This window comes from Sporosarcina sp. PTS2304 (assembly GCF_003351785.1).
Lineage (GTDB): Bacteria > Bacillota > Bacilli > Bacillales_A > Planococcaceae > Sporosarcina.
The window spans coordinates 902,266-926,316 of record NZ_CP031230.1 but is presented as its reverse complement, the minus strand read 5'-3'; the positions used below and the strand labels follow the sequence as shown (position 1 = coordinate 926,316).

Genomic DNA, 24,051 nt, shown 5'->3' with positions numbered 1-24,051 from the left:
GTAACAGATGAGTAAAAAAATCGAGGACACCCATTTGACTAAGAATGGTATCCTCGATTGGTAAACATGTTTGTTATGCTTCTTTTGTGTAACGCAATACCGGCTTACGTGCGGCTTTCGTTTCATCTAAGCGACCAATGACTGTAGTATGTGGTGCTTCTTGAACGATTTCCGGATTTTCTTCTACTTCTTTCGCAATTTGAATCATCGCTTCGATAAAAGCATCCAATGTTTCTTTTGACTCTGTTTCTGTCGGCTCGATCATCATACCTTCTTCTACATTTAGCGGGAAGTAGATAGTTGGCGGGTGGTAGCCAAAGTCTAACAAACGCTTTGCCATATCGAGTGTACGCACACCCATCTTCTTCTGACGACGACCAGATAAAACAAACTCGTGCTTACAATGTTGCGTGTACGGCAGATCAAAATACGGTTCCAAGCGACGCATCATATAGTTCGCATTAAGCACTGCATACTCTGTTACTGCCTTTAGACCGTCTGGACCCATCGAACGAATATACGTGTACGCACGTAAATAAATACCGAAGTTTCCATAGTACGGCTTCACGCGACCGATAGATTGGGGTACATCATAATTTAAGAAGTAGCGATCATCTTCTTTTGTGATAATTGGTTTTGGCATGAATGCTGCCAGTTCATCCGTTACACCGACCGGACCTGAACCCGGACCACCGCCACCGTGAGGACCTGTAAATGTTTTGTGTAAGTTTAAGTGAACCGCATCAAAGCCCATATCTCCAGGACGCGCTTTCGACATGACTGCGTTCAAGTTCGCACCATCATAATAAAGCTTGCCGCCTACACCGTGAACAACTTTCGCCATCTCAAGAATATCTTCTTCAAAAAGACCGAGCGTGTTTGGATTGGTCAGCATTAACGCTGCCGTATCAGAACCGACTTTCGCTTTTAAGTCTTCTAAGTCTACTAATCCGTTATCATTAGACTTCACAGTGATTGTATCAAAACCAGCAACTGTCGCGGATGCAGGATTCGTACCGTGAGCGGAGTCTGGTACAAGCACTTTTGTACGCTGCGTATCGCCATTCGCTTCGTGGAATGCACGAATCATCATCAATGCTGTCCACTCACCATGCGCTCCTGCAGCCGGTTGTAACGTCACTTGTGGCATTCCGGTAATTTCCGCTAGATGCTCTTGTAAATCATAAGCTACTTCTAACGCTCCTTGAACAGTAGATTCGTCTTGTAGTGGGTGAATCCGCGCAAATCCAGGAAAGCGTGCTACCGCTTCGTTAATTTTCGGATTGTATTTCATCGTACATGAACCGAGTGGATAGAATCCTGTGTCGACTCCGTGGTTACGGTTAGATAATGCAGTATAATGACGCATAATATCCAGTTCTGAAACCTCTGGTAGTTCAGCGTCTTCTGTACGGATAAGTTGTTCCGGAAGAATCGTAGATACATCTACTTCAGGTACATCGAGCGCCGGTAAACTGTATCCGATACGTCCAGCTTTAGATGTCTCAAAAATGAGAGCTTGATTTTCGTTATGCATGGATAGCCTCCAGTTCTTGCACGAATGCATCGATTTCTTCTTTTGTACGTTGTTCTGTCACAGCGATTAACGCATGATTCGCTAATGTTTCATCTAATAAACTTAAATCATAGCCGCCAATAATTCCTTGATCCAGCAAGCGTTTGTTTACTTCCTTCACTGGAGATTTCAAGTTTACAACAATCTCATTGAAATGAGCGGGACCAAACTTCACATCAAATCCTGCCTTTTCAAATGCTTGTCGCGCATAAGCAGTTTTGGCAATATTTTGATACGCGATTTCCTTTACTCCTTCTTTTCCAAGAGCAGTCATTGCTACAGATGCTGCTAATGCATTCAATGCTTGGTTCGAACAAATGTTAGAAGTCGCTTTGTCGCGACGAATATGCTGTTCACGGGCTTGCAATGTTAAGACATATCCCCGGCGTCCTTGATCGTCAGTTGTTTCTCCAACTAAACGGCCTGGTACTTTACGCATCAATTTTTTCGATACTGCGAAATAACCACAATGCGGTCCGCCGAATGATTCTGCAATACCGAATGGTTGTGCATCCCCAACAGTAATATCTGCTCCAAGCGCTCCTGGAGGTGTTAATACTCCAAGTGCCAATGGATTGGCTGAAACTACGAATAACGCGCCATGATCATGTGCAATTTCGCCCATTATTTGAAGATCCTCTACTTGACCGAAGAAGTTCGGATATTGAACGAGTACTGCTGCTGTTTCATCATCAATCAATTCTTTTAACTTCTCTACACAAGTGACACCATCCGTATGTGGGATAGTTACGACTTCGATGGATTGTCCGTCCGCATAAGATGTAACAACGTCACGGGATTCAGCATGTACTGTAGAAGAAACTAACAATTTCTTACGACGTGTATGTCCTGCCGCAAGTGTTCCTGCCTCTGCTAATGAAGTTCCTCCATCGTACATTGAAGAGTTCGCCAACTCCATTCCTGTCAATTCACAAATCATCGTTTGGAATTCGAATATGGCCTGTAGCTCTCCTTGTGAAATTTCGGGCTGGTAAGGCGTGTATGCTGTATAAAACTCTGAACGTGAAATCACATGATCGACAATGACCGGTCGGTAATGATCGTAGACGCCCGCACCTAAAAACGATGCATAGTCTTGCGCATTACTGTTCTTTGCCGCTAACCGACCTAATTCTTTCAGTAAAGAAGTTTCGGATTTTGCAGGCTTAATATTATAGTCTCCTGTAAAACGAACTTCTTCAGGAATATCCGAAAACAATTCATCGATGGAAGAAACCCCGATCGTTTCAAGCATGTCTTTCTGGTCTTGCTCCGTCATTGGAAGATAACGATGCTTCATAATAGTTTTACCCCTTTTCACTTATGATCTTTTATAGAAAGGTGAGCCGATTACTTTGGCCTTTAACCGTTTCGAACGAATTTCTACTTCCACTTCAGTTCCTAACTCAGTACATTCTGTGTTCAATAACGCAAAGCCGATATTTTTCTTTAATGTAGGTGATTGCGTTCCAGTCGTGACTTCTCCTACTTCTTGCTCATCAGAATATACTTTGTATCCTGTACGAGGGATCCCTTTATCAATCATTTCAAGCCCTACTAACTTACGCTTTACCCCTTGCTCTTTTTGTTCTTTCAGTGCGGCTTTACCGATAAAGTCTTGCTCTTTATTTAGCTTCACTACAAACCCAAGCCCTGCCTCTAACGGTGAAATTGTATCGGAAAGTTCTTGACCGTACAGCGGCAACCCTGCTTCAAAGCGTAATGTATCACGCGCTCCAAGACCTGCAGGCACTACACCTTCAGCTTCACCAACTTGCAGAATTTTAGGGAATAGCGCCTGAATAGCTGCTGGTGAACCGTAAATTTCAAAGCCATTCTCTCCTGTATACCCTGTACGTGAAACGAGAAAATTTCCCTCACCAATTTGTACATGCTCTTTAAAGCGGAAAAACGTAATTTCATCTAGAGGTTCATCTGTTAACTTCTGCAATACTTCTTGCGCTAAAGGACCTTGTAGTGCTAGTAACGCATAATCAGCCGATTGGTTTTCAATCACTACATTCTCAGTTTGTTGCTTTTCCATCCAGGCAACATCTTTGTCGATATTAGATGCATTTACTACTAAAAGGTAACGGTCTTCTGCAAGTTTATAAATTAAAAAGTCGTCAATCGTCCCGCCCTGTTCATTACACATTACGGTGTATTGCGCTTGCCCAATTTGTAACTTTGACACATCATTCGTTACTAATTTTTGTAAGTACTCTAACGATCCGCTACCTGTAATTAGTACTTCGCCCATATGAGACACATCGAAAAGACCTGCTTTCGTACGGACTGCTTCATGCTCTGCTTTAATACTCGAAAATTGTACAGGCAATTCCCAGCCGCCAAAGTCAATCGTCTTTCCTCCATACTCTTTGTAACTTTCAAATAAGGGTGTACGCAATAGTTGATTTGTCAAACCGCTTCCTCCTTTATCATCTGACCTTATCGATCAGTAGGTAGTACATAAAAAAGGACAGGGGTCTCCTATCATAAGAGACCCCTGTCCTTTTACCTGAAAGCTTTACAGTTTCCATACTTTCTTCGGCGGCCGATTTCGGCACTCTCCAGAGATGCGTCCTGTATGCGTTTTGTTACCTGAGAGATTCATAACATTCGTTACTTGCTCCTTCGGCGGCGCCTAATGCGCGCTCTCCCCATACAATCATTCGCATTATTTAATTATTTCTTTCTTCACTGATATCTTAACATTTCATCGAAGTAAGCGCAATCTATTTCTAAAAAAGGAAATAAGACGAATGATCAGATGCTTCTACAACTTTTTCATTCGTCTTATGAATCATATTATTGATATCTTTCAATCTGAAAAATAATATACTCTGCAATATCTGTTAATGATTTCCCTGTAGTTTCCACAGTAAAATGCCCCGCTTGCAAATACATCGGTTTGCGCTTTTTATAAAGTGCTTCCAATTCTTTACGCGACGATTGCTGGACGATCGGTCGGTTGACATCAGTCGAGATTCTTCTCCATATATCGCGAAATGAAGCATTCAAGAAAAAAACAATACCCGTTTCCCGCATCAATTGGATATTCTCCGGCTTTACCGCTACCCCGCCACCTGTTGCGATAATACAGTAGTCTTCCGGAAACGAACGCAAAAACTCTGTTTCTAGTTGGCGAAAATACGGTTCGCCGTGCTTCTCAAAAATTTCAGGTATTGTCAGTTGCATTTGTTCTGATATTTCATGATCCATATCATAAAATGCAATATCCGTAAGCGTGTGCAGTCGTTTACCAATCGCGCTTTTCCCACATCCCATAAATCCTACTAAATAAATCCTTTTCATAGTTAACCATCCCGTTTCATTAATTTGACTGCCTTTTGTGTATAATATATTTCCAGCGAGTCATATAATCCGTATAACCTATCATGCCATGAAACGAGGGAGAAAAGAAAGAGACTTACGAAAAAAAGTAGAACAATGGCGAAAATAAATGTACCTCCCTTCTCATTTCGTATATAATCCAATCGCAAACGTCCCTTCCTTTGTAGTTCCATCCGTTTTTTTCACTGCTATCGTCAATTGATTGTTGTCGATTGAAAACTGACAAGATGCTAAATCAACGAGTAACGGCACATGTCCGTCACCGTTTACTAATTTTCGGATCATTTGTTTATAAGTTTGCAGGGTGATTTTACCTCTCTCATTGTAAAAACTTACGCTCGTAGCCGTTGGGGCTTCCACAATTGAGACTTCTTCCAGCATTTCTTGCACTTCTAACGAAAAAACTTCCCAATCACTCAAAAGTTCTTCTTGGTAAACGACTTGTACTGGTGCTTTCCAAAAGTAAAATACGATCGTCAGTTGGATAAGAATCGTAAATAGGAGTAGATGAATCATACTCTCAAACAAAGAAAATCCTTTTTCATTAAGCTTTTTCATAGATTCACACACTTACTGGTAAACCCCTGTAATCCTTCATATGTTACACAAATTTCTTCCATTTTTACTACCCAATGATACTCTAGTTGCTCGTGTGTACGTACCCCCGATGTTTGGTTACGCGCCCGGTAATGAATAGCTGCCTGGTAACTTGTTTGTGCCGCAACCATCGACTGTTTTTTTGCGACTACAGTAGTCGTCAGCTTCGTAGCCAAAGGCAAAAGAGAACTAAAAATCACCATGATGATAAGGAGGGACAGCATAGCTTCTGGCCAGGATTGTCCTTTTTCATTCATTGATGATCATCCTCCCTCTTTCGAATTGAAAATTAATTCCTACGTTTCCTAATGTTTTTGTAACAAAAGTCATTCGGCCAGTTGGGGATAAATCACCATTTGGCATAAAGCTTAATCGCTTTAGCTTTGTGCCTTCCCCCCTTCTCATCCCTTTAGGGAATCTACCTTCAATCAAAGTCGTTTCATCTAATTTTGTAACTAGATAAGATGTCCCTTCTTCAGAAAACACCACTTCTATATGTTCTCTATGAGTAATCGCATATAGTTGCGCTTCGTAAACTACTGACATAAATTCTTTTAATGCATCTTCCTCCGATTGTTGTTGTAGTCTCTTGTCGCTAAACGGCAAGATGATACTAGTCAATATAACGACTATGGACAGTACAAGAAGTAGTTCCACAAATGTGAATCCGAGTTCTTTATTCCGATTATCCGCCCGTCTTCGCAACTGTTACCTTCCCGTCCGTTCCAATGGCGATCGTACTGCCGTCTGGGCAAGAAGGGCTTTCAGGCAAATAGTCACCATCTGTTAATTCGGACAATGTAGGATTCTTTTTCTCATTCATTTTAAACGCTTGGATCTGTCCTTCAACCATTTTCACATACGCATCGCATCCTTTGTCATCTATTGATTTGGAATGCTTCGTCACATTCGGGATTGCGATTAATATGAGTACGGTAATAATAAGCAACACGATCATCATTTCTATCAATGTAAACCCTTTTTCATTCTTCAACAAACTCCTATACCTCCTTCATATACTGTCGATCATTTTATAAACAGGCAATAATATAGATAAATAAGAAAGCAAAATACAAACAGCTAATATACCGAAGAGAGCCGGTTGCAAAATAGTCATCCATTGATTGATTTTTTCTTCAAGTTGCTGTCCGGTATGTTCACTGTAAATCATTAACTCTTTCGAAAGATAACCAGTATCTGCCCCATGTTTTGCGAAATCAGCTAACCGCGCAGAAAGTCCGTCGGTTAATTTAATGGATTCATGTAATGACTCTCCATAAATTACATAACTATTTAGCTGACTTGTCATGACAGCTAGTATAGGATCTTCTGTTTGTTCCTTTAAGACCTTCAATGCACTTTGTAATGATAAGCCCGATTGCAATAAACTGCCTAACTCACTCGCAAAATCTCGCGTCTTCATTTCTTTGAAAAACGTTCCCGCTATCGGTAATTTCAGTATTATTTTCAATAGTTGTTCGGATGTTAATCTCTTCACCCATACTTTCACACATACATAACTTACGAAACCTATTGCTGAAATAATCAATAACAAGTCAGGGATAAATGAAACGATATGGGGCAGAAGCTGGACTACTCCTGATTGTTCGTTCGCGCGCATAACGGTCAATGCTTCAAAGTTTGGTAAGAAAAATTGGCGAAATGCTACAAGGAGCAGTAAGAGAAATGAAAATAATACCGCGGGGTAGGCTAGTAATTTTTGAATTTGCTTTTGCTTTTCCATTTTATAATTCAAACGATTTGCTACTTCATTTAATGCGCGCAGTAAATTTCCATCTACCTCTGCAATCGTTATAGGCAACATGAGACTTTTACTAAAACCAAGACTTTTCAATACGTGTGAAACGCCGTAACCACTTTTCAATTCTATTTCCACTTGTCTTAAAGAGTCCTCATAATCTTTCGTGTGATAAGGCAAAATTAGGATCAATCCTTCGTGAAACGTATAACCTTCTTCCAACAACACTGATAATCTATGCAAAAACTCAGCAGGTTTAACTAATTTCCGCCTCGACCGCTTACGCGAGAACCGTTTATTTTGCATGGTCTGTTACCGTTTCATAAAGCAACAATTGCTTCTCAATGTTCTGATCGCTCGGTGAAGTAAACCGTTGACCAGCAGCGATCGCTTCCGTTGCTTCTGCAATAGCTACTTCATTCAAAATCTCAAAAATCGCGGCTGTTTCACCCGAATGCTTAGTAACTAAACGCTGGGCAGAAATTGCAATGATCGTTTGTCTAAGTTCTTCTACATGTATCCCTAAGTCCAGTAAACGGTATAAGCAACCAACGGGATCTTTCGCATGAATCGTACTAAGAACTAAATGACCTGTTAAAGCCGCTTCTACTGCAATTTTAGCAGTTTCGGCATCGCGGATTTCACCGATCATAATGACGTCTGGAGAATGACGTAAAATCGCCTTTAATCCAGCAGAATACGTAATTCCAGACCGCTCATTCACTTGGATTTGCAATAAATGACTATGGTTATTTTCCACAGGGTCTTCTAGCGAGATGACGTGACGCTGCAGTGTAGCTACACAATGCGATGTCAATGAATACAGCGTTGTTGTTTTTCCTGAACCTGTAGGACCTGTGACGAGAAATAGTCCTTGTTTATTGGCAATTGCTTCTGATAATTCTTTTGTCCACTCCGGATTCATACATAATTCAGGAAGCGGAACGATTTTGTCATGTCTCTGAATACGAATAGCGACACTTTCTCGCAACTGAATAGAAGGGATGGTGGAGACACGGAAGGAATAGTTATGTTCGGAAAATGACCGATGAAAGGAACCGCTTTGAGGTCTACGCTGTTCACTAATGTCTAACGACGATAGAAATTTATAAAATGAAACTAGACGACTTCCTAGCATATGGGGAAATTGACCGATTTTCGAGAACACTGAGTGTTTGCGGATCGTCACGTCATAACCTTCTGCAGTCGGAACAAAATGCATATCTGTCGCTTCTGACTGAATGGCTTTCTCCAGTAACTGAAAGCATGTTTTTTCTATAGGATTTTCATTAATTTTCATAAGCCTCCCCTTTCTTCATTGGACAAGAGACCACTTCCCGTCTTAGTGCGGAGTATACAATGAATTAGAGTTTTTTAAAAATACACTACAATTATGTTAATTCAATTTTACCTATCAAAATCGCAGCAAAATTCAATTCTTAGACGATATTTCTATCCGAAAATGAATTTTCATATTATTTTTGTGAAATGTTCTGTTATACTAGAGCCAGCTATTGTCTACGTCACTTCTACAAGTACACTCTTTTGTCACAATGTGAAATTGATTGGAGTTTACTTTTAGGCTGACGTTCTATTATAATGGATAAGAGCTTATTGTATTGTTGTGAAGGAGGGACTCGTAGATGGATAATATGTTTAAACTTTGCGGATTCTGGACAGGTATTTTTGCAGTTATGTTCTATGTAGGACACATGGTACCTGCTTCTTTACTGCTGGTCGCAAGCACGATCTTCTTTATACTACTTGGATACTTGAAACTTTCAGAGCGTATGTACGTATACCTATTCGGAGCATACTTAATGATCTTTATGGTTGGTTTCAGTTACTATTCCATTTTTATTCACGTACCAGGTGGAGGACACTAATCCGTACATACAAAAAACAGCCTTCATATGAAAGCTGTTTTTTGTTTTGCTTTTTTTATAAGCCTGTTGATTATCCAACAAAGGAATTGGCTTTTGGAAATGAGTTGCTTTTGACAAGTAATTGTAGAGATAGTGTACGTATTAGGATTCTCCCTCCGGAAAGCGTATCGTCTAGAAGCGCAAGCCGCAAGATACTGTAAGTCTATCTCTCCATCCAATCGCCCTAGTCGAATTCACTTTTAACTAAATAAATGAGAGAACTATTCTTAATATGATAATCTACATTTAAAAGCCATGTAAATAGGGATTGGTATCTTTTTCGTTTCCTACCGTAGTGGCAGGACCATGTCCCGAATAAACAATTGTGTCGTCATCCAGTGACAGCAATTGTTCATGAATCGAAGTCAGCAACGTCTCTGTATTCCCGCCTGGCAAATCTGTACGGCCGATGCCGCTCTGGAATAACGTATCTCCTACAATGGCAAAGTTCCCGTCTTCAAAGACGTAGGTAACACTTCCTGGCGAATGTCCAGGTGTACGGCGTGTTTCTATCATAAACGGCCCTATTTCTAATGACTTCTCATCTTCCAATAAGATATCTGCCGGTTTACATACTACATCGGGAAGCACTGGATATTTGCCTGACCCGTTCAACATCGCATCACTCATCCATTTCTTTTCCGCCACATGCAAATAAACGGGAATATTATACGCATCACGCACCGTGTCTACCGCACCGATATGATCGAAATGTGCATGAGTTAATAACACCGCTAACGGCTTTACGGATAACTTTCGCAATTCAGCAAGCAACGCTTCTCCGTCGTATCCGGGATCGAACACTAAACAATTTTTCTGATCGTCCACCACAATATAACAATTCGTTTGAATCGGACCTAAAGGATAGGTATGTACTCTCAATTATATCACCTCAATTTCTAATAATAATGAAACGTGAGACATATTTCAAACAATCGTCATTATTTAATCTCGACAAATCGTTTCTTTAACAGTACAATAGAGGAGGAATATTGCTTTACGGCATTCATTTTTTCACTGTTGAAAGGAGTGTCTTCTCAATGAATTTATTAGTAATCATTTTTGGATTGATTGCAATTTTAGCAGTCTTTGGAACGGTCCAAGCTTTTAAAGAGCGGAATCTATTAAGTATTGTTTTCAATGTGGTAACGGTTGTAGTTATCGGAGGATTTACGATCGCTACTGTCATATATGCAGGATACCCGCCACAGTTACACAAATAAGTTCCAAAAAATAAGGACAACTCTTCTACAGGAGAGTGTCCTTATTTTTTATTTACTTACTAACCATTCCATTTTCTCGCCTGTCTCCAGTTGAATCATCGTTTCCAACCGATTGCCGGTGAGGCATCTATCAGTAGAGTTGCAACTCATTAACTCACCTTCAATTTCGTACTTCTCTACTTCGTCGCCCGAATGTAACTGATGTAGAAATATAGTCGGCATGGATGAGGTTTGATCCGCAGTAGACATAACAATCATTTCGTCATCCAACATCTCCGCGTGTACTGCCGCTTGCGCAGGGTTCCCTAACACCCATGTATACAGTTCTTTCCCCTCTGCATCCAGTACTTTATAACGCTTCGTCTCACCTTCGGGTTGTTCCAGCAGTAGTTGCGTAGAAGAAGCAAAGAATTGAGTAACATCTGATGCAAGCAAGATCTTGTCGTTTGTTACCAGCAGTTCTTTCACTATTGTGGAATCTTCTTTATAAACGATAGCGTCCTCTCCCAGCCACTTCGGAAATGGATCACTTAGCGCGAGCTGTGTGATCTCTTGTTTCTTGCTGTCATACATGTAGGTTTCATAGCTCCAGTCCTCGGCAAACGCCGATAACAATAGCTTAGAAGTATCTGCCGGATTCCAATTTATCTCAAGTTCTGAAGATTCGATTACTAATTCATCTATAATTTCCGCATTCTTCGTAAACAATATAATAATGGCTTCTGTCGAATTATTGGAAGTCTTGACAAGAAATTCTTGAGAAGAACGATGAATGAGTACGTCAGAAATAATAGCAGAATCTGTATAGAGAGTCTTAATTTCGCCTGTTACTATATTAAATGCTTGGACATGATTTTCATTTTCCTGATGAACGACGAAACCGATTGTCTGCTCATCGAACCATCCAGCGACGAACCGAAACTCGTCTTCGGGTATATTTAATGTTTGAATCATTTCTTCCTCTTCCATATGTGGTTGAGGTTCTTCAATTGCCTGTTGCTGACATCCTAGAAGAGCTATCGCTAGAATTGGCAGCCAAATGATCCGCTTCACAACATCCCCTCTTTCTATGTATAAAAAAGGCTACGCAGCTTCAAAAGCCGCGCAGCCCATTACATTATTTTCTTTCTTTTAACTCTGGACTGCCTTCTGGATGCTCTTTGAAGCGAAGTAAGTCTCCGTTGATCAATGCATCCGAATAATTCAATTCTGTTGTGGCGCGCTCTACATACGGATCACACGCAGCCTGATCTGTTGGTTCCCGCGTTTCCACATCATAACAAACTTCTTGTGCATAAATATAATTCTCTGTTATGAGACGACCGTCACGGAAAATGACAAACGGCTCATGATCGGGTGAGAATACATCGGAGCCAAATTGCATATCTGATTTCGTATCAATTCCGAGCAAGTGGAGAATTGTCGGACGAACATCTAACTGTCCAGCAAGCTCATCCATTTTCTTTCCTTCACCGTACCCAGGAATATGAATAAACATAGGCACCTTTTGAAGCTCCGCATTATCTAGCGGGGTAATTTCTTTATCCATGTACATGCCCATTGCTTTGTTATGGTTTTCAGAAATTCCATAGTGATCTCCGTACATGACAATAATTGAATTGTCATATAGTCCACTTTCTTTTAAATCAGTGAAGAATTCTTTTACAGCCTCGTCCATATAACGAACTGTTTGGAAATACTTATTTAATGTGTTGGAGTTAGACGTATATTCAGGAATAAGCTTGTCTTCTTCATCCAAATCGAACGGGTGATGGTTCGTTAACGTAATCATACGTGTTTCAAACGGCTGTGGCATTTCTTTCATCATTTCTACTGATTGATGGAAGAACGGAATGTCTTTCATGCCCCAGTTGACCGCTTCCCCTTCACCGATCGTATAACTATCTACATCATAGAACTTTTGAACATCCAATGCTTTATACATAATGTCACGGTTCCAGAAACTCTTACTGTTCGGGTGCATAACGCTTGTAAAATATCCATTCTCGCCCATACGTTCAGACAATGAATCGTAAGTATTTCCGCTATTCGTGAAGAATACGGCACTGCCATTACGACCATACAATGAATTTTCTACGATAAACTCTGAATCTGATGTTTTCCCTAAGCCTGTTTGATGATAGAAGTTATCGAAATAAAATGTGTCTTTGTCATTTGTCAATTCGTTTAAGAATGGCGTAACCTCATGTCCATCCATATCATTGTTAATCACGAAATTTTGCAGAGATTCCAGTGAAACAATAATGACGTTACGGCCTTTCGCTACGCCGAACATATCCGGGTCTGGCTGTGCGTGATTGGCTTTCACGTAGTTTTCAATTTCTGTTAGCTCTGTACCATCAGCGAACGTCCGCTGTGCATGTGATTTTGATTGAACGAATAAATCATATAAGTGATAGTTATACGTTCCGATATTTTTGACTAGCAATTCACGGTCAAAGCTTCGTGTCAGTAATTGTGGACGTTGCGCTTCAGCCATCGCCAAGTTGAACATTAGCAACGTAGCAGTCGCAGCGAAATACACTTTGCGTCCTACTTTTCTTTCAGTCACTTGAACAGTAGCTTGAGGAATGAATTTAATCGCTACTAAAACAAGCAAAACATCCGTAAAGAAGAAAACATCTAGAAAACGCATATTTTCCGTAATAGAAGAACTTAAATCTGCAAAGTTACTCGTTTGGAATAATAATGGCAGTGTAATAAAGTCTGTGAAAAAACGATAAAATACCGCGTTACTAAACATGACAACTGAAGTTAAAATGCTCACTGTTAAAATATAGCGATTACGTGTTTTCGTTTTTTTGATGAATAATGCAATCCCATAAATAAACAGCAAAAATGCTAATGGGTTAATAAATAAAATAAACTGTTGCATCGCATTATCGATTTTCATATTGAAACTTGTAATATACCCGATGTAGGTAGTCAACCAAGTAGCGATTACGGCGATAATGAGTACGGAATGCTTAGGCCATGAAATCTTACTCATTCCATCTCTTCCTTTCATTTCTGTTTCTAAAAATAGTGTATGATTAATTTTTGCTCACTGTACTATAGACGTTTGACTGAGTGAAAAGTTTCACAATAGGAGATAAATAAATAGATTGTCCTATAACTTGTTAATTTCTCTTCGTAATACTAACAATGCTTGTAAATACGTTTGCTTATCGATAAATTGATGATCGAACAGCTCTTTTATTTCCGACTCCATTACTATACTGTCTTGTCTTTTATTTCCTGTATATATAATAACGCCAAACTTCTTCAGTAATTGAAGTACATCATAAAATTCATTCATTTGTTTCACGTGCTTTCTGACAGTCTATTCTACGTTGTTCAGTAAAAATATATGAAACAGGAATATCATGAGATTCCCTCTCTATAGTATCGGTCATTTGTCGTTCAAATGCCAGTGATACTGTTTCAAAAGGATAATCTACTAAGTAGCGATCATAGTATCCTCCGCCAAATCCAATGCGATACCCTTCTGCTGTATAGACGACACCTGGCACAATTTGAAGATCAATTTCTTCAGGCGCTACAGATACAGTAGATTCTACGCGCGGCTCGAGTAAATCCATATAGACAGTTTCCGTCTGATCAAATGATGTAATGAGGCGAAAATCCATTTCTCTAGCGGCAGCGATACATTTAGGAATCGCAATTCTTTTTCCAGCTTGCCAAGCGCTTTCGATCAAGTGATGCGTTGCGACTTCCGGAAACCTTGAAAGCGTGATTCCGATCGTATGTGCATTCTTAAATTCATCCGAAGCAAGAAATTTCTCACGTATTTCAGCTGATTTTTGTTCGTGATCAGATGGAGTTAATTGATGTAGTTGCTTCAAAATCTGGTTGCGAAGAATTTGCTTTTCCATTTTGCGCTACCTCCCGTAAGAAAAAACCAAAACCGAAGCAGGTTTTGGTTTTACTAATTATTTCGTTTCACGGTGCAACGTGTGCTTTTTTTCACGTGAGCAATATTTGTTCATTTCGATACGCTCTGGATTGTTACGCTTGTTTTTCTTTGAAGTATAATTGCGCTCTGCACATTCCGTGCAAGCGAGTGTAATATTTACGCGCATTATTTGTCCCTCCCACTCAATAGCGATAGATATAAATTTAAAATATGAGCATGATCTATACGACTAATAAATTATACCATATATTTTTTTATTGTACAGCAGAAACATTGAAATATCATTCATCTGACCCTTATGGTATTATGTAGAAAACTCTAGTTATTTTGGAGGTACATACAATGGATATCTCTTTATTATTACTCATCATTGGTGTAGTGGCTGTCGTTGCCTCTTTTTTTGTAGGCAGCAATACCCGGGTATTGGAAGATGAATTGGAGAAGGTTTCTATAAGTCTCCATCAAGAGACGAGTAATTTAAAAAAACGCGTGCGAGTGCTGGAAGAAGAATTAATGATTGCAGCACCTGCCCAAGAAAGCTTCGAAGCGCCAAAAAAACCCGTTCATGCCATTATTGTGAATCAAATTACTTCTTTGCATAAGCAAGGATACACCGTCCTCGAAATTTCGCAGAGATCATCACTTGCAGAAGAAGAAGTCATTGCAGTTCTGCGCTCTAAAGGAGTACGTTTATGATCAGGCAAGTATTACGCACTGTAGGCATTGGGTGTTTACTGGCGGGCGGTATTTTGTACATCGTCAATACTCCGCAAGCATCCAATACTTCATTAGAAAAAGAATTGACTGCAATTCAACAAGAATTAGCAGCAGTAAAAAAAGAATTAGCTATTTCCCAAACCATTTCATCCAAAAATCCTAATTCAAAAAAATTCACGAATGGACGTGAATTTATTGTAGCACCGGGAACAGCATCCACCGATTTATCCAAACAACTAGAAGAAGAACAATTCATTGATGATGCAGAAAAGTTTGATGCATATATGGAAGAAAATGATTATACAGATAAAATGGAATCTGGAACATTCATGTTATATGATGGTATGAGGTTTCCGGACATTGCACGTGTATTATTAGGACTATAATTCACGCTTAATAGTAATTTGATAAGTAGAGTACATGGATCTTCTATACTATATACACGTAAAAACAACCTCCCGCGTATGCCCAGGAGGTTGTTTTTATTCATCCACTTTTTTAATTTTGATCTCTGGTGAAGATGTCTTGATAGATTCCGCATTACGCTGTCTCTTCAAGTCGAAGAATACATCTAGCGCTTCTCTCGCAATTTCACTTGCAGTTGCGGAAGGATAACGTTTCGTATTTGTTGAAATATACGGCACGATTACCGAATAGGCCACTTCTGGATTTTTAGAAGGTGCATAGCCGACATGTGAAAGGTTGATTGTCGGAATGACGGGATTTGATTTGTTGCCAGTATAATAGAAAGACTCCGCCGTTCCCGTCTTACCCGCTCCGTCATAAGAGGCACCGGCCAGTAAACCCGACGCCGTTCCGTTATTTCCATAGTAAACATAATGCATACCTTTTTTTACTTGGTCAATTTCTGGTTGCGAGTTTTTAATGTAGTTTAATAGTTGGACAGGTCGCTCTTCAACTAAAGGGCCGAGCACATCGCCATCTGGTGACGGTTCTCGAATTTCCTTAAGGATTCTCGGGGCAATTCGTTTGCCATCTGATGCAATCGTCGCTACATATTGAGCCATTTGCAATGGTGTGTACGTATCGAACTGGCCGATCGAAAAGTCAAGGAGCTTCCCAGGGATCGTTTCCGTCCCGGTCACTCCGGTATATTCACCCGGCAGATCAATTCCCGTTTTCACCCCTAATCCAAAGGAAGCAAAGTTCTCCCGGAATGTATCGAACGCCTTTTTATCAATTGGCAGCCCTTGTCCTGGACGATAAACAGCATTACCTAGCCCCATTGCGATACGGAACATATAGACGTTTGATGATCGTCCAATTGCCGAAATGTCATTCAGCGCTACGCGACCATTAGGGTTAAATAGAGAACGCTTATATCTACCACCGACATTGATCGGTTGGTCAATTTTCACTTCGCCGATCCGTGCAGCTCCTTCATGATATCCTGTCAGCATTGTTGCAAGCTTGACCGTGGAACCTACTTCATAGGCTGAAGTAAATGTACCGAATGTATAATCTTGAATCGCCCATTTTCCTGTCGATTCATCTTTCACAACTTTCTTACCGACTAACGAAAGGATCTCGCCATTATTTGGGTCTAGCATGACTAAGAATGCTGACTCTAACGCACTAGTATTCGGTGTTTGTTTTAGTCGTAATAATTTATTCGATACGACATCTTCCAGTGCATGCTGCAGGTCAGAATCTGTCGTTAAGACGAGATCTTTCCCCGGCACTCCTTCTTTCACCGTTTTCGTTTCTATTACTTTGCCTGTTCGATCTTTAATGTTTTTGACGATCGTTTTTTGACCTTTTAATAAATCTTCATAATAGGATTCCAAATAACTTCTGCCGACACGGTCATTTCTGGAATAATCACGTGCCAGAAAATAGTTTACATGAGAACGCGGAATTCCTTCTACCGGACTCGTAGTAGACCCTAATATGGCGCTATCCGACTTTTTGACACGTTCCCAATCAGTAGTCGTATTAAAGCCGGGCAATTCATCCAGTCGTTCAGAAATAATCGCAAATTCTCTATCTGTCACACCATCACTTTTGATGATTTGCGGTGAATAGGCATATCCCGCCATCATTTCACGGTAAATGGCGAGCACTTTTATATCCTCAGACGTTAACGAAGAGAGTTCTTCGTCAGTAATTCGATCACGCGTTAACTGATTGATTTGTCTTTGGACATCTTTTTTCGATAGTTTGTCATCTTCACTCAAGCTGATCTGTTCTTCTTTTGGAACCTTTTTTGCGGCTTCTTCAGGGTTCAATAAGATCCAAAAATCTCGCTTATCACCTATTGTCACTCGTTTCGTATCGGCCGCCATCCATTTCGATATTTTTCTGGCAAGCTTCAACATTTCTGCTGAAGTCGTAGAAGACGTTTTAGTATATGTAATGGCATTTTTCGCTTCATTGTCTATGAGTACTTGCCCATTGCGGTCGAAAATTCTTCCTCTTGGTGTACTAGTGTTTACCGCGATTTCTTCTGTCCGTTCTAGCGCACTTGTATAATCGTCGCCTTTTACAATTTGCAAATACCCTAAACGAAATATTAGCAAAGAAAAAAGGGCGAATATCGCCACGAAGAGAAAATTCATTCGAAATGGAATGTGTTGACGTTGAGTCGCTTTTGACTGATCCGTCTTTTTCTGGTTTTTCTTCAACAGGAATCTCCTTTCTGTGAATTGGTTATGTATGCTAAATTATAACATGAAAACAAAGAGAAACACACATCTAGACGAACTAGATGTGTGTCAGGTTTCAATTATTTAGCTGCTTGGTAGCGTTTTTCAACTTCGTCCCAGTTTACTACGTTCCAGAATGCTGAAATGTAGTCCGGACGACGGTTTTGGTAGTTTAAGTAGTATGCGTGCTCCCAAACGTCAAGCCCAAGCAATGGTGTGTTGCCATCCATGAATGGAGAGTCTTGGTTAGGAGTTGATGTTACTTCAACTTCTCCGTTGTTTACTGATAGCCAAGCCCAACCTGAACCAAAGCGTGTAGTTGCTGCTTTAGCAAATTCTTCTTTGAACGCGTCAAAGCTACCGAATTTTTTGTCGATTGCTTCTGCAACTTCTCCAGTTGGTTTGCCGCCACCGTTTGGTGAAAGGATTGTCCAGAATAATGAGTGGTTTGAGTGTCCACCACCGTTATTACGAACAGCTCCGCGCTTGTCCTCTGGAACTTTGTCCAAGTTTGCGATTAGCTCGTCAACTGGCATGTTAAGAAGTTCATCATGACCTTCAAGTGCGTTGTTCACGTTTGTAATGTACGTGTTGTGGTGTTTCGTGTGATGGATGTTCATCGTTTCTTTGTCGATGTGTGGCTCCAACGCGTCATAAGCGTATGGTAGTTCTGGTAATTCATAAGCCATTTTCCATTCCTCCTCTAATTTATCTCTGTTTTGCCCTACTCCTTCACATTATCAAAATATGAAGAATCATTCAATTAAAAGGGACTTTTATCGAAGAAAAAGTAAAAAGATGATGATCATGACAACCATTAACAGCCCTTTTACTGCGACCGATGTTACGAAACCAACAACTGATCCGATACCTGTTTTGACTACTTGTGTTATGCCTGAACGTGTGACGATTAATTCCGCAATAATGGCTCCAAGAAATGGACCGATTAAAATACCGGCTACCGGAATGACAAATGGTCCAATTAATAAACCGATCGTACTTCCCCACATCCCTGCCTTACTACCACCGAACTTTTTTACGCCGACTAAATTCGCTATTGTATCCGCACCAAACAGCAACACGACAAACAGACATTCAATGATCCAAAATAACCAAGTCAGCTCTTCAAAAGAGACGATTGCTCCGTATAGCAAGAAACCGGCTAGTATAAAGATGACAGAAGGAATGATTGGGTAGATCAATCCGGCGAACGCAATCACAAACATGACAATGGCTACTATCCATCCGATCCACAACATTCCGCTCACTCCTCCGTTATCAAATATGCTTTCCTAAAATCGCTTCTGCAATATTTACTGCGTGGTCACCGATTCGCTCCAAGTTTGAAACGATATCAACGAACACCATTCCTGCTTGTGCACTACAATTTCCTTCATTTAGACGTAGAATATGATTTTTACGGAAACGACGCTCCATGTTATCAATCAAATCTTCTTTCTCAGAAACCGTGCGCGCAAGACTCGTATCATTTTTATCCAATGACTCAATAGCTTTTTCAACTGTTTCAATAGTTAACGTGAACATTTCAGTTAAATCATCCATTGCATCATCTGTTAACTTCAATTTATTCGTTTCACGTAAATCAATTAATTCAATTATATTTTCGAAGTGATCTCCGATTCGCTCAATATCGCGAACGCTATCCATTAACATGACATGTCGTGCAGATTCTGCTGGCGATACGGTAACTGAAGATACTTCCACTAAGTAATCCGTAATCTTTCGATCCAAGTTATTAATGGCATCCTCTATTTGATAGGCCGTCTCTGCGTGTTTCTTCTGACCCGTTTTCAAATATTCAAAGGATTCGTGTAGACCTTGCACACTAAAATCACCCATACGAATAATTTCTTCTTTCGCCTGACCAATCGCAACAGCTGGTGATTGTGCGATAAAACGCGGGTCGAGGTGTTTCGGCTTGTATTCGATCGTGACATCTTCCCCCGGAATCATCTTCGTGACAAAGTATGCCCATGCACCGATAAACGGGAATTGAAGAATGGTATTCGCAATGTTAAACGACCCGTGTGCGAACGCAATCTGCATTTTACTTTCCAAGTTCAAGACACCTGATATCCATTCTACGTATGCGGTGAACGGAATCAACAACAACATAAAGACTACCGTACCAACAACATTGAACAATACATGTGTTGCAGCAGCACGTCTAGCAGCAACAGAAGCGCCAATTGCAGCTAAAACCGCAGTGATCGTCGTCCCGATATTGTCACCGAAAAGAATCGGCAACGCTGCTTTCATCGTTACGAGGTCTTCAGCATAAAGACCTTGCAAAATTCCGACAGTCGCACTTGAACTTTGTACGACTAATGTGAAGATTGTTCCAGCAACAACGCCTAAGAGCGAATGCTCACTCATCGCAAGTGTAATATCCGAGAACGCTTCTAATGTACGTAATGGTTTCATACCGTCACTCATCAGTTCTAAACCTAAAAATAATCCACCGAAACCGAAGACAACTTCTCCTAAGTTCTTCACTTTAGCTTTCGGGATGAAGAAAATGAGAAACGCACCGAACGCCATAATAGGAAGTGCATAAGCTCCAACGTCTAGACCAATGATGAATGCCGTTACAGTTGTTCCGATGTTCGCACCCATAATGACGCCAATTGCTTGGCGAAGCGTCATAAATCCAGCACTTACTAGACCGACTGTAATAACAGTAGTACCCGAACTGGACTGAATTAACACCGTTACGATTATACCGACAAGAACGCCCATGAATGGATTGGTAGTAAAACGATCCAAGATTGCACGAAGTCTGTCCCCCGCCGCCTTCTGCAATCCATCCCCCATGTACTTAATTGCGAATAGGAAAATTCCTAAGCCCCCAAGAAATTGGAAAATTACTTCTTGCCAGTTCACTTCCATTGAATTGTCAACCTCCATCAAACGATTTATGTATGGACTACCGACTTCGCCAGTCACGCTTTGTGCCTGTGAAGTTCCATCTTATTATGTTTGGTAAGCGGGAGAATGTAAAGTAGCGAACGTCAATCTTTACATGCCCTTTACAATGCGGTAATAATTTGTCATAAAACTGTCGAATTCCCACGTAACATGAACGTTTACGAAAGATGATAGACTATACTACAAAGGGAGGCCGAGTCAGTGAAATTTCATCAGCTCTTTACTGCGTCATTGCACGAACCAAAGAAACTAGCTGCGTTTCGCTTACTGTCGATCGGTAAAGTCATTCAATACATATTTGTTTTCATCTTCTTGTACACAGCTGTGTCTTTTCTACAGTTTGTACTGGGTGATCATTCTATATTCCAATCTTCACCGGAATTAGCTGAAATAGGCGATACAATCGGTTTACTGATTTATCCGATCGCTTTTGTACTACAGTTAGTCATTATTACATCGTATTTATTTATTCGCGTCAGTATTTTTGCTATTATAGGAGTATTGCTATTGAAACTATTGCGTCGCCGAGGTGAATTTCGGTTTATGTGGCGAACTGCTGCGATTGCTGCGACACTTCCTATCTTGCTGACCATGGCGTTTGAATTTATACCGATGATGCAACCATACAGTATTTGGATCGCATCAGTCGTCCATTTACTCTACGTCTGGCGGGCAGCTACGTACTATCCAAAACAGCCGCAATGAATAGTCTTCTCTTCTGCCGCATAGTGTGAAGCAGGAGGGATGGACTATGAGAATACTTTTACTTGCACTCACTGTTTTTTGTATTGTTCATTTTGTTCGTGTGGATTTGACAGATGGGACAATCCCTCTTGCAGCCTTTTTTGAGGAGGAAACGTCCTGTATGGAGGAAACACCCAATCACGCAATTGTCATTCGTGTGGTAGAAGGTGATACAATAGAATCGTTATTCGCATTATATCCAGATCCGGCGCAAAATTTTCTAGAACGATTGGAACAATTTTACTCCATTAATCCTTATCTAGAAAAACAGCAGTTTCAAGCTGGTGAACAAATTAAACTGCCTATTGGCAAACCATCAGAACCTATTTGTCAAGACAACGAAAATAAGTAAATTCCATTCCATCTATTGATGAAATGTATTCATTTGAAGGAGAGAGAAGCAATGACTGAAATGACACATCGTTCCAACACCCGTCCGGTTAAAGTCGGTAACTTGACGATCGGAGGAAGTAATGAACTCTTTATACAAAGTATGACGACTACGAAAACACATGATGTGGAAGCAACTGTAGCAGAGATCATGCGTTTAGAAGAAGCAGGTTGTCAGATTGTACGTGTCGCTTGTCCAGATGAGCGTGCAGCCTATTCAATTGGTGAAATCAAAAAGCGTATCAACATTCCACTCGTTGTAGACATCCACTTCGACTATAAATTAGCACTGATCGCTATCGAACAAGGTGCCGATAAAATCCGTATCAATCCAGGGAATATCGGTCGTCAAGCAAAAGTTGAAGCGGTCGTTAATGCAGCGAAAGCGAAAGGGATTCCTATTCGTATCGGCGTGAATGCGGGGTCATTAGAGAAGAAGATTCTTGAAAAATATGGCTACCCTACAGCAGAAGGTATGGTAGAAAGTGCGCTGCATCATATTAAAATCCTGGAAGATTTGGATTTCCATGATATTATCGTGTCACTCAAAGCGTCTGACGTCAACTTGGCGATCGAAGCCTATAAATTGGCGGCTGCAGCATTCGATTACCCACTGCACTTAGGTATTACGGAGTCAGGTACACTATTTGCGGGATCTATTAAGAGCGCCGCAGGTCTTGGTTCCCTACTCTCTGCGGGAATCGGAAACACGATGCGCGTCTCGTTAAGTGCAGATCCTGTTCAAGAAATTAAAGTTGCAAAAGAGTTATTAAAAGTATTTGGTTTATCATCGAACTCTGCAACTCTTATTTCTTGCCCAACGTGCGGACGTATTGAGATCGACTTAATCTCTATCGCAAATGAAGTCGAAGAATATATTTCAAATATTAAAGCGCCTCTAAAAGTAGCTGTACTAGGTTGCGCGGTAAACGGCCCCGGAGAAGCGAGAGAAGCGGATATCGGTATCGCTGGAGCCCGCGGTGAAGGGTTACTATTCATGCACGGAAAAACGGTTCGTAAAGTACCGGAAGAAACAATGGTAGAAGAATTGAAAAAGGAAATCGATATTTTAGCAGAAGCTTATTTTGAAAAGAAACGACAAGAAGAGGCTCTCGTTCAAGGTGGCGTTACGGAATGAAAAACATCCGTTTCGGCATTGATATTGACGGAACCGTAACATGTCCAACCGCCCTGTTACCACATATCAATAAGCGTTTCGGCTCTAATCTGACACTCGCTGACATTAAAGAGTATGATTTGACGAAAGCATTTGATGTAGATCCCGAATTATTCGGCAAATGGTACAAGGAAACAGAAGAACTAATCTATCAAACGTCTCCCGCCCAACAGTTTGCTAAAGAGGTGTTGACGAGTTGGCAGAAACGATATGAGTTATTTTATATTTCAGCCCGCGGACAAAATGTTTTTGAATCCACAACGAACTGGTTTCATGAACAACAAATCCCATACGATCATGTAGAATTAATCGGAACTCACCATAAAATCGAAACAGCCAAACGATTTAACGTAGATGCTTTTTTCGAGGACAAGCATGACAACGCAGTGGGAATCCACGAAGAACTAGATATTCCGGTATTTCTGTTTGACACACCGTACAATCAAGAACCTATTCCAAAAGGCGTCATCCGCGTAGCGAACTGGCAACAAGCGGATCAATACGTTAAACAACTGTTTCACACTTCTGAAATGATTACGAGCAAGTAATGTAGAGCATCGCTGTCTAGCGATGTTCTTTTTCTATGGTCAGCCCCACTCCAATCAATTGCCATAGTCAAATTCGCTTTTAAATAAATGAATGAGAAATTATCCATAATATAGTTAATCATCAGGATTGGCATTATATAAGAGTCGTTAGAACAATCTCACAATGTACACAATTACGCCATAATACGCTAAATATTTACTAGCACACCAAAATACGACATGTTTTTCTATTTAAACTTTATATGATGAACTTGTTGCTTCTATACATACATGAAATGACGAATACAATTTGAAGCGTATTATTATAGTATGGAGGATTAAAAATGAAGAGTGCTATTACAATGAAGTATATATTATTTAGAATTAAATTAAAAAAGCTGATTATGTATAAAAAAGCAGGACAATTAGGATTTACACATCCAAGCGTCGTTAAATGCAGCAGTGAACTGGATCACCTGTTAAACAGAATACAAGGCATTTGTGACTGAC

At 40.4% G+C, this 24,051-nt stretch carries 29 protein-coding genes and 1 riboswitch; of the genes, 9 read left to right on the top strand and 20 right to left on the bottom strand.

All coding sequences use genetic code 11. The features are described from left to right. Positions 1-73: 73 nt before the first annotated feature. From gcvPB to comGA, 10 genes are all read right to left on the bottom strand, one after another. Complete coding sequence (gcvPB, locus tag DV702_RS04320; protein ID WP_114923639.1) at positions 74-1,537, bottom strand: aminomethyl-transferring glycine dehydrogenase subunit GcvPB; 1,464 nt, start codon at positions 1,535-1,537, stop codon at positions 74-76. Beyond that, the gene (gcvPA, locus tag DV702_RS04315; protein WP_114923638.1) at positions 1,530-2,876 is read right to left on the bottom strand and encodes an aminomethyl-transferring glycine dehydrogenase subunit GcvPA; all 1,347 of its coding nucleotides are present in this window, start codon (positions 2,874-2,876) and stop codon (positions 1,530-1,532) included. Before gcvPA ends, gcvPB begins: the two co-directional genes overlap by 8 nt. A 21-nt stretch (positions 2,877-2,897) precedes the next feature. Continuing rightward, on the bottom strand, positions 2,898-3,998 hold the full coding sequence (gene gcvT / locus DV702_RS04310) for a glycine cleavage system aminomethyltransferase GcvT (RefSeq protein ID WP_114923637.1): 1,101 nt from the start codon (positions 3,996-3,998) through the stop codon (positions 2,898-2,900). A gap of 157 nt (positions 3,999-4,155) precedes the next feature. Then, a riboswitch (glycine riboswitch) is annotated at positions 4,156-4,248 on the bottom strand. A gap of 136 nt (positions 4,249-4,384) precedes the next feature. After that, positions 4,385-4,891 carry a shikimate kinase gene (locus DV702_RS04305; RefSeq protein WP_114923636.1) on the bottom strand — a complete coding sequence of 169 codons (507 nt, stop codon included), beginning with the start codon at positions 4,889-4,891 and terminating at the stop codon, positions 4,385-4,387. Between the two features lie 162 nt (positions 4,892-5,053). Further along, entirely contained in the window at positions 5,054-5,488 is a 435-nt protein-coding gene (gene comGF, locus DV702_RS04295) for a competence type IV pilus minor pilin ComGF (protein ID WP_114923634.1), read from the bottom strand. After that, positions 5,485-5,784 (bottom strand): hypothetical protein, encoded by a 300-nt coding sequence (locus DV702_RS04290; protein ID WP_114923633.1) that lies wholly within the window; start codon positions 5,782-5,784, stop codon positions 5,485-5,487. Before DV702_RS04290 ends, comGF begins: the two co-directional genes overlap by 4 nt. After that, positions 5,777-6,232 (bottom strand): type II secretion system protein, encoded by a 456-nt coding sequence (locus DV702_RS04285; protein WP_114923632.1) that lies wholly within the window; start codon positions 6,230-6,232, stop codon positions 5,777-5,779. The genes DV702_RS04290 and DV702_RS04285 overlap by 8 nt, the downstream gene beginning before the upstream one ends. Beyond that, positions 6,213-6,488: a competence type IV pilus major pilin ComGC gene (comGC, locus tag DV702_RS04280; RefSeq protein ID WP_240315718.1), complete on the bottom strand. Its 276-nt coding sequence runs from the start codon at positions 6,486-6,488 to the stop codon at positions 6,213-6,215. The genes DV702_RS04285 and comGC overlap by 20 nt, the downstream gene beginning before the upstream one ends. A 51-nt stretch (positions 6,489-6,539) precedes the next feature. After that, positions 6,540-7,592, bottom strand: coding sequence for a competence type IV pilus assembly protein ComGB (gene comGB / locus DV702_RS04275; RefSeq protein ID WP_114923631.1), 1,053 nt, complete (start codon positions 7,590-7,592; stop codon positions 6,540-6,542). After that, the gene (gene comGA / locus DV702_RS04270; protein ID WP_114923630.1) at positions 7,582-8,586 is read right to left on the bottom strand and encodes a competence type IV pilus ATPase ComGA; all 1,005 of its coding nucleotides are present in this window, start codon (positions 8,584-8,586) and stop codon (positions 7,582-7,584) included. Before comGA ends, comGB begins: the two co-directional genes overlap by 11 nt. 343 nt (positions 8,587-8,929) lie before the next feature. Here comGA and DV702_RS04265 point away from each other — a divergent pair, with 343 nt between their 5' ends. Further along, a complete protein-coding gene (locus tag DV702_RS04265) occupies positions 8,930-9,172 on the top strand; it encodes a DUF2626 domain-containing protein (protein ID WP_099687328.1) in 243 nt (80 codons plus the stop codon). 285 nt (positions 9,173-9,457) lie between these two features. Here DV702_RS04265 and DV702_RS04260 read toward each other — a convergent pair whose 3' ends face one another. Further along, the gene (locus tag DV702_RS04260) at positions 9,458-10,093 is read right to left on the bottom strand and encodes an MBL fold metallo-hydrolase (protein WP_114923629.1); all 636 of its coding nucleotides are present in this window, start codon (positions 10,091-10,093) and stop codon (positions 9,458-9,460) included. A gap of 158 nt (positions 10,094-10,251) precedes the next feature. Here DV702_RS04260 and DV702_RS04255 point away from each other — a divergent pair, with 158 nt between their 5' ends. Next, positions 10,252-10,434 carry a DUF2759 family protein gene (locus DV702_RS04255; protein ID WP_114923628.1) on the top strand — a complete coding sequence of 61 codons (183 nt, stop codon included), beginning with the start codon at positions 10,252-10,254 and terminating at the stop codon, positions 10,432-10,434. 48 nt (positions 10,435-10,482) lie between these two features. Here DV702_RS04255 and DV702_RS04250 read toward each other — a convergent pair whose 3' ends face one another. From DV702_RS04250 to rpmG, 5 genes are all read right to left on the bottom strand, one after another. Then, entirely contained in the window at positions 10,483-11,487 is a 1,005-nt protein-coding gene (locus tag DV702_RS04250; protein ID WP_114923627.1) for a YqgU-like beta propeller domain-containing protein, read from the bottom strand. A gap of 64 nt (positions 11,488-11,551) precedes the next feature. Then, complete coding sequence (locus tag DV702_RS04245) at positions 11,552-13,444, bottom strand: LTA synthase family protein (RefSeq protein WP_114923626.1); 1,893 nt, start codon at positions 13,442-13,444, stop codon at positions 11,552-11,554. 120 nt (positions 13,445-13,564) lie between these two features. Beyond that, complete coding sequence (locus DV702_RS04240; RefSeq protein ID WP_114923625.1) at positions 13,565-13,753, bottom strand: YqgQ family protein; 189 nt, start codon at positions 13,751-13,753, stop codon at positions 13,565-13,567. Then, entirely contained in the window at positions 13,746-14,330 is a 585-nt protein-coding gene (locus tag DV702_RS04235) for a 5-formyltetrahydrofolate cyclo-ligase (protein ID WP_114923624.1), read from the bottom strand. The genes DV702_RS04240 and DV702_RS04235 overlap by 8 nt, the downstream gene beginning before the upstream one ends. A gap of 57 nt (positions 14,331-14,387) precedes the next feature. After that, positions 14,388-14,537 (bottom strand): 50S ribosomal protein L33, encoded by a 150-nt coding sequence (gene rpmG / locus DV702_RS04230; RefSeq protein WP_099687335.1) that lies wholly within the window; start codon positions 14,535-14,537, stop codon positions 14,388-14,390. A gap of 176 nt (positions 14,538-14,713) precedes the next feature. Here rpmG and DV702_RS04225 point away from each other — a divergent pair, with 176 nt between their 5' ends. Both DV702_RS04225 and DV702_RS04220 read left to right on the top strand, forming a co-directional pair. Then, positions 14,714-15,067, top strand: coding sequence for a hypothetical protein (locus tag DV702_RS04225; protein WP_114923623.1), 354 nt, complete (start codon positions 14,714-14,716; stop codon positions 15,065-15,067). Next, positions 15,064-15,474, top strand: a complete 411-nt coding sequence (locus DV702_RS04220; protein ID WP_114923622.1) for a hypothetical protein — start codon at positions 15,064-15,066, stop codon at positions 15,472-15,474. The genes DV702_RS04225 and DV702_RS04220 overlap by 4 nt, the downstream gene beginning before the upstream one ends. 96 nt (positions 15,475-15,570) lie before the next feature. On the opposite strand, the gene DV702_RS04215 is transcribed toward DV702_RS04220, so the two are convergent. From DV702_RS04215 to DV702_RS04200, 4 genes are all read right to left on the bottom strand, one after another. Further along, positions 15,571-17,733 (bottom strand): peptidoglycan D,D-transpeptidase FtsI family protein, encoded by a 2,163-nt coding sequence (locus DV702_RS04215; protein WP_114923621.1) that lies wholly within the window; start codon positions 17,731-17,733, stop codon positions 15,571-15,573. A gap of 101 nt (positions 17,734-17,834) precedes the next feature. Continuing rightward, positions 17,835-18,443, bottom strand: a complete 609-nt coding sequence (locus tag DV702_RS04210; RefSeq protein ID WP_114923620.1) for a superoxide dismutase — start codon at positions 18,441-18,443, stop codon at positions 17,835-17,837. Between the two features lie 87 nt (positions 18,444-18,530). Further along, positions 18,531-19,013, bottom strand: a complete 483-nt coding sequence (locus DV702_RS04205) for a DUF456 domain-containing protein (RefSeq protein ID WP_114923619.1) — start codon at positions 19,011-19,013, stop codon at positions 18,531-18,533. Positions 19,014-19,032: 19 nt separating this feature from the next. Further along, positions 19,033-20,664 (bottom strand): Na/Pi cotransporter family protein, encoded by a 1,632-nt coding sequence (locus DV702_RS04200; protein ID WP_114923618.1) that lies wholly within the window; start codon positions 20,662-20,664, stop codon positions 19,033-19,035. Between the two features lie 240 nt (positions 20,665-20,904). Between DV702_RS04200 and DV702_RS04195 the strand changes: the two genes are divergently transcribed. The 5 genes from DV702_RS04195 (at position 20,905) to DV702_RS04175 (ending at position 24,050) form a co-directional block, all read left to right on the top strand. Beyond that, the gene (locus DV702_RS04195; RefSeq protein WP_162805707.1) at positions 20,905-21,408 is read left to right on the top strand and encodes a DUF1189 family protein; all 504 of its coding nucleotides are present in this window, start codon (positions 20,905-20,907) and stop codon (positions 21,406-21,408) included. Between the two features lie 46 nt (positions 21,409-21,454). After that, positions 21,455-21,799: a hypothetical protein gene (locus DV702_RS04190; protein ID WP_114923616.1), complete on the top strand. Its 345-nt coding sequence runs from the start codon at positions 21,455-21,457 to the stop codon at positions 21,797-21,799. Positions 21,800-21,850: 51 nt separating this feature from the next. Next, complete coding sequence (gene ispG, locus DV702_RS04185) at positions 21,851-22,975, top strand: flavodoxin-dependent (E)-4-hydroxy-3-methylbut-2-enyl-diphosphate synthase (protein WP_114923615.1); 1,125 nt, start codon at positions 21,851-21,853, stop codon at positions 22,973-22,975. After that, positions 22,972-23,562 carry a 5' nucleotidase, NT5C type gene (locus tag DV702_RS04180; protein WP_114923614.1) on the top strand — a complete coding sequence of 197 codons (591 nt, stop codon included), beginning with the start codon at positions 22,972-22,974 and terminating at the stop codon, positions 23,560-23,562. The genes ispG and DV702_RS04180 overlap by 4 nt, the downstream gene beginning before the upstream one ends. Positions 23,563-23,885: 323 nt before the next feature. Next, on the top strand, positions 23,886-24,050 hold the full coding sequence (locus tag DV702_RS04175; protein WP_114923613.1) for an aspartyl-phosphate phosphatase Spo0E family protein: 165 nt from the start codon (positions 23,886-23,888) through the stop codon (positions 24,048-24,050). Position 24,051: the final 1 nt, after the last annotated feature.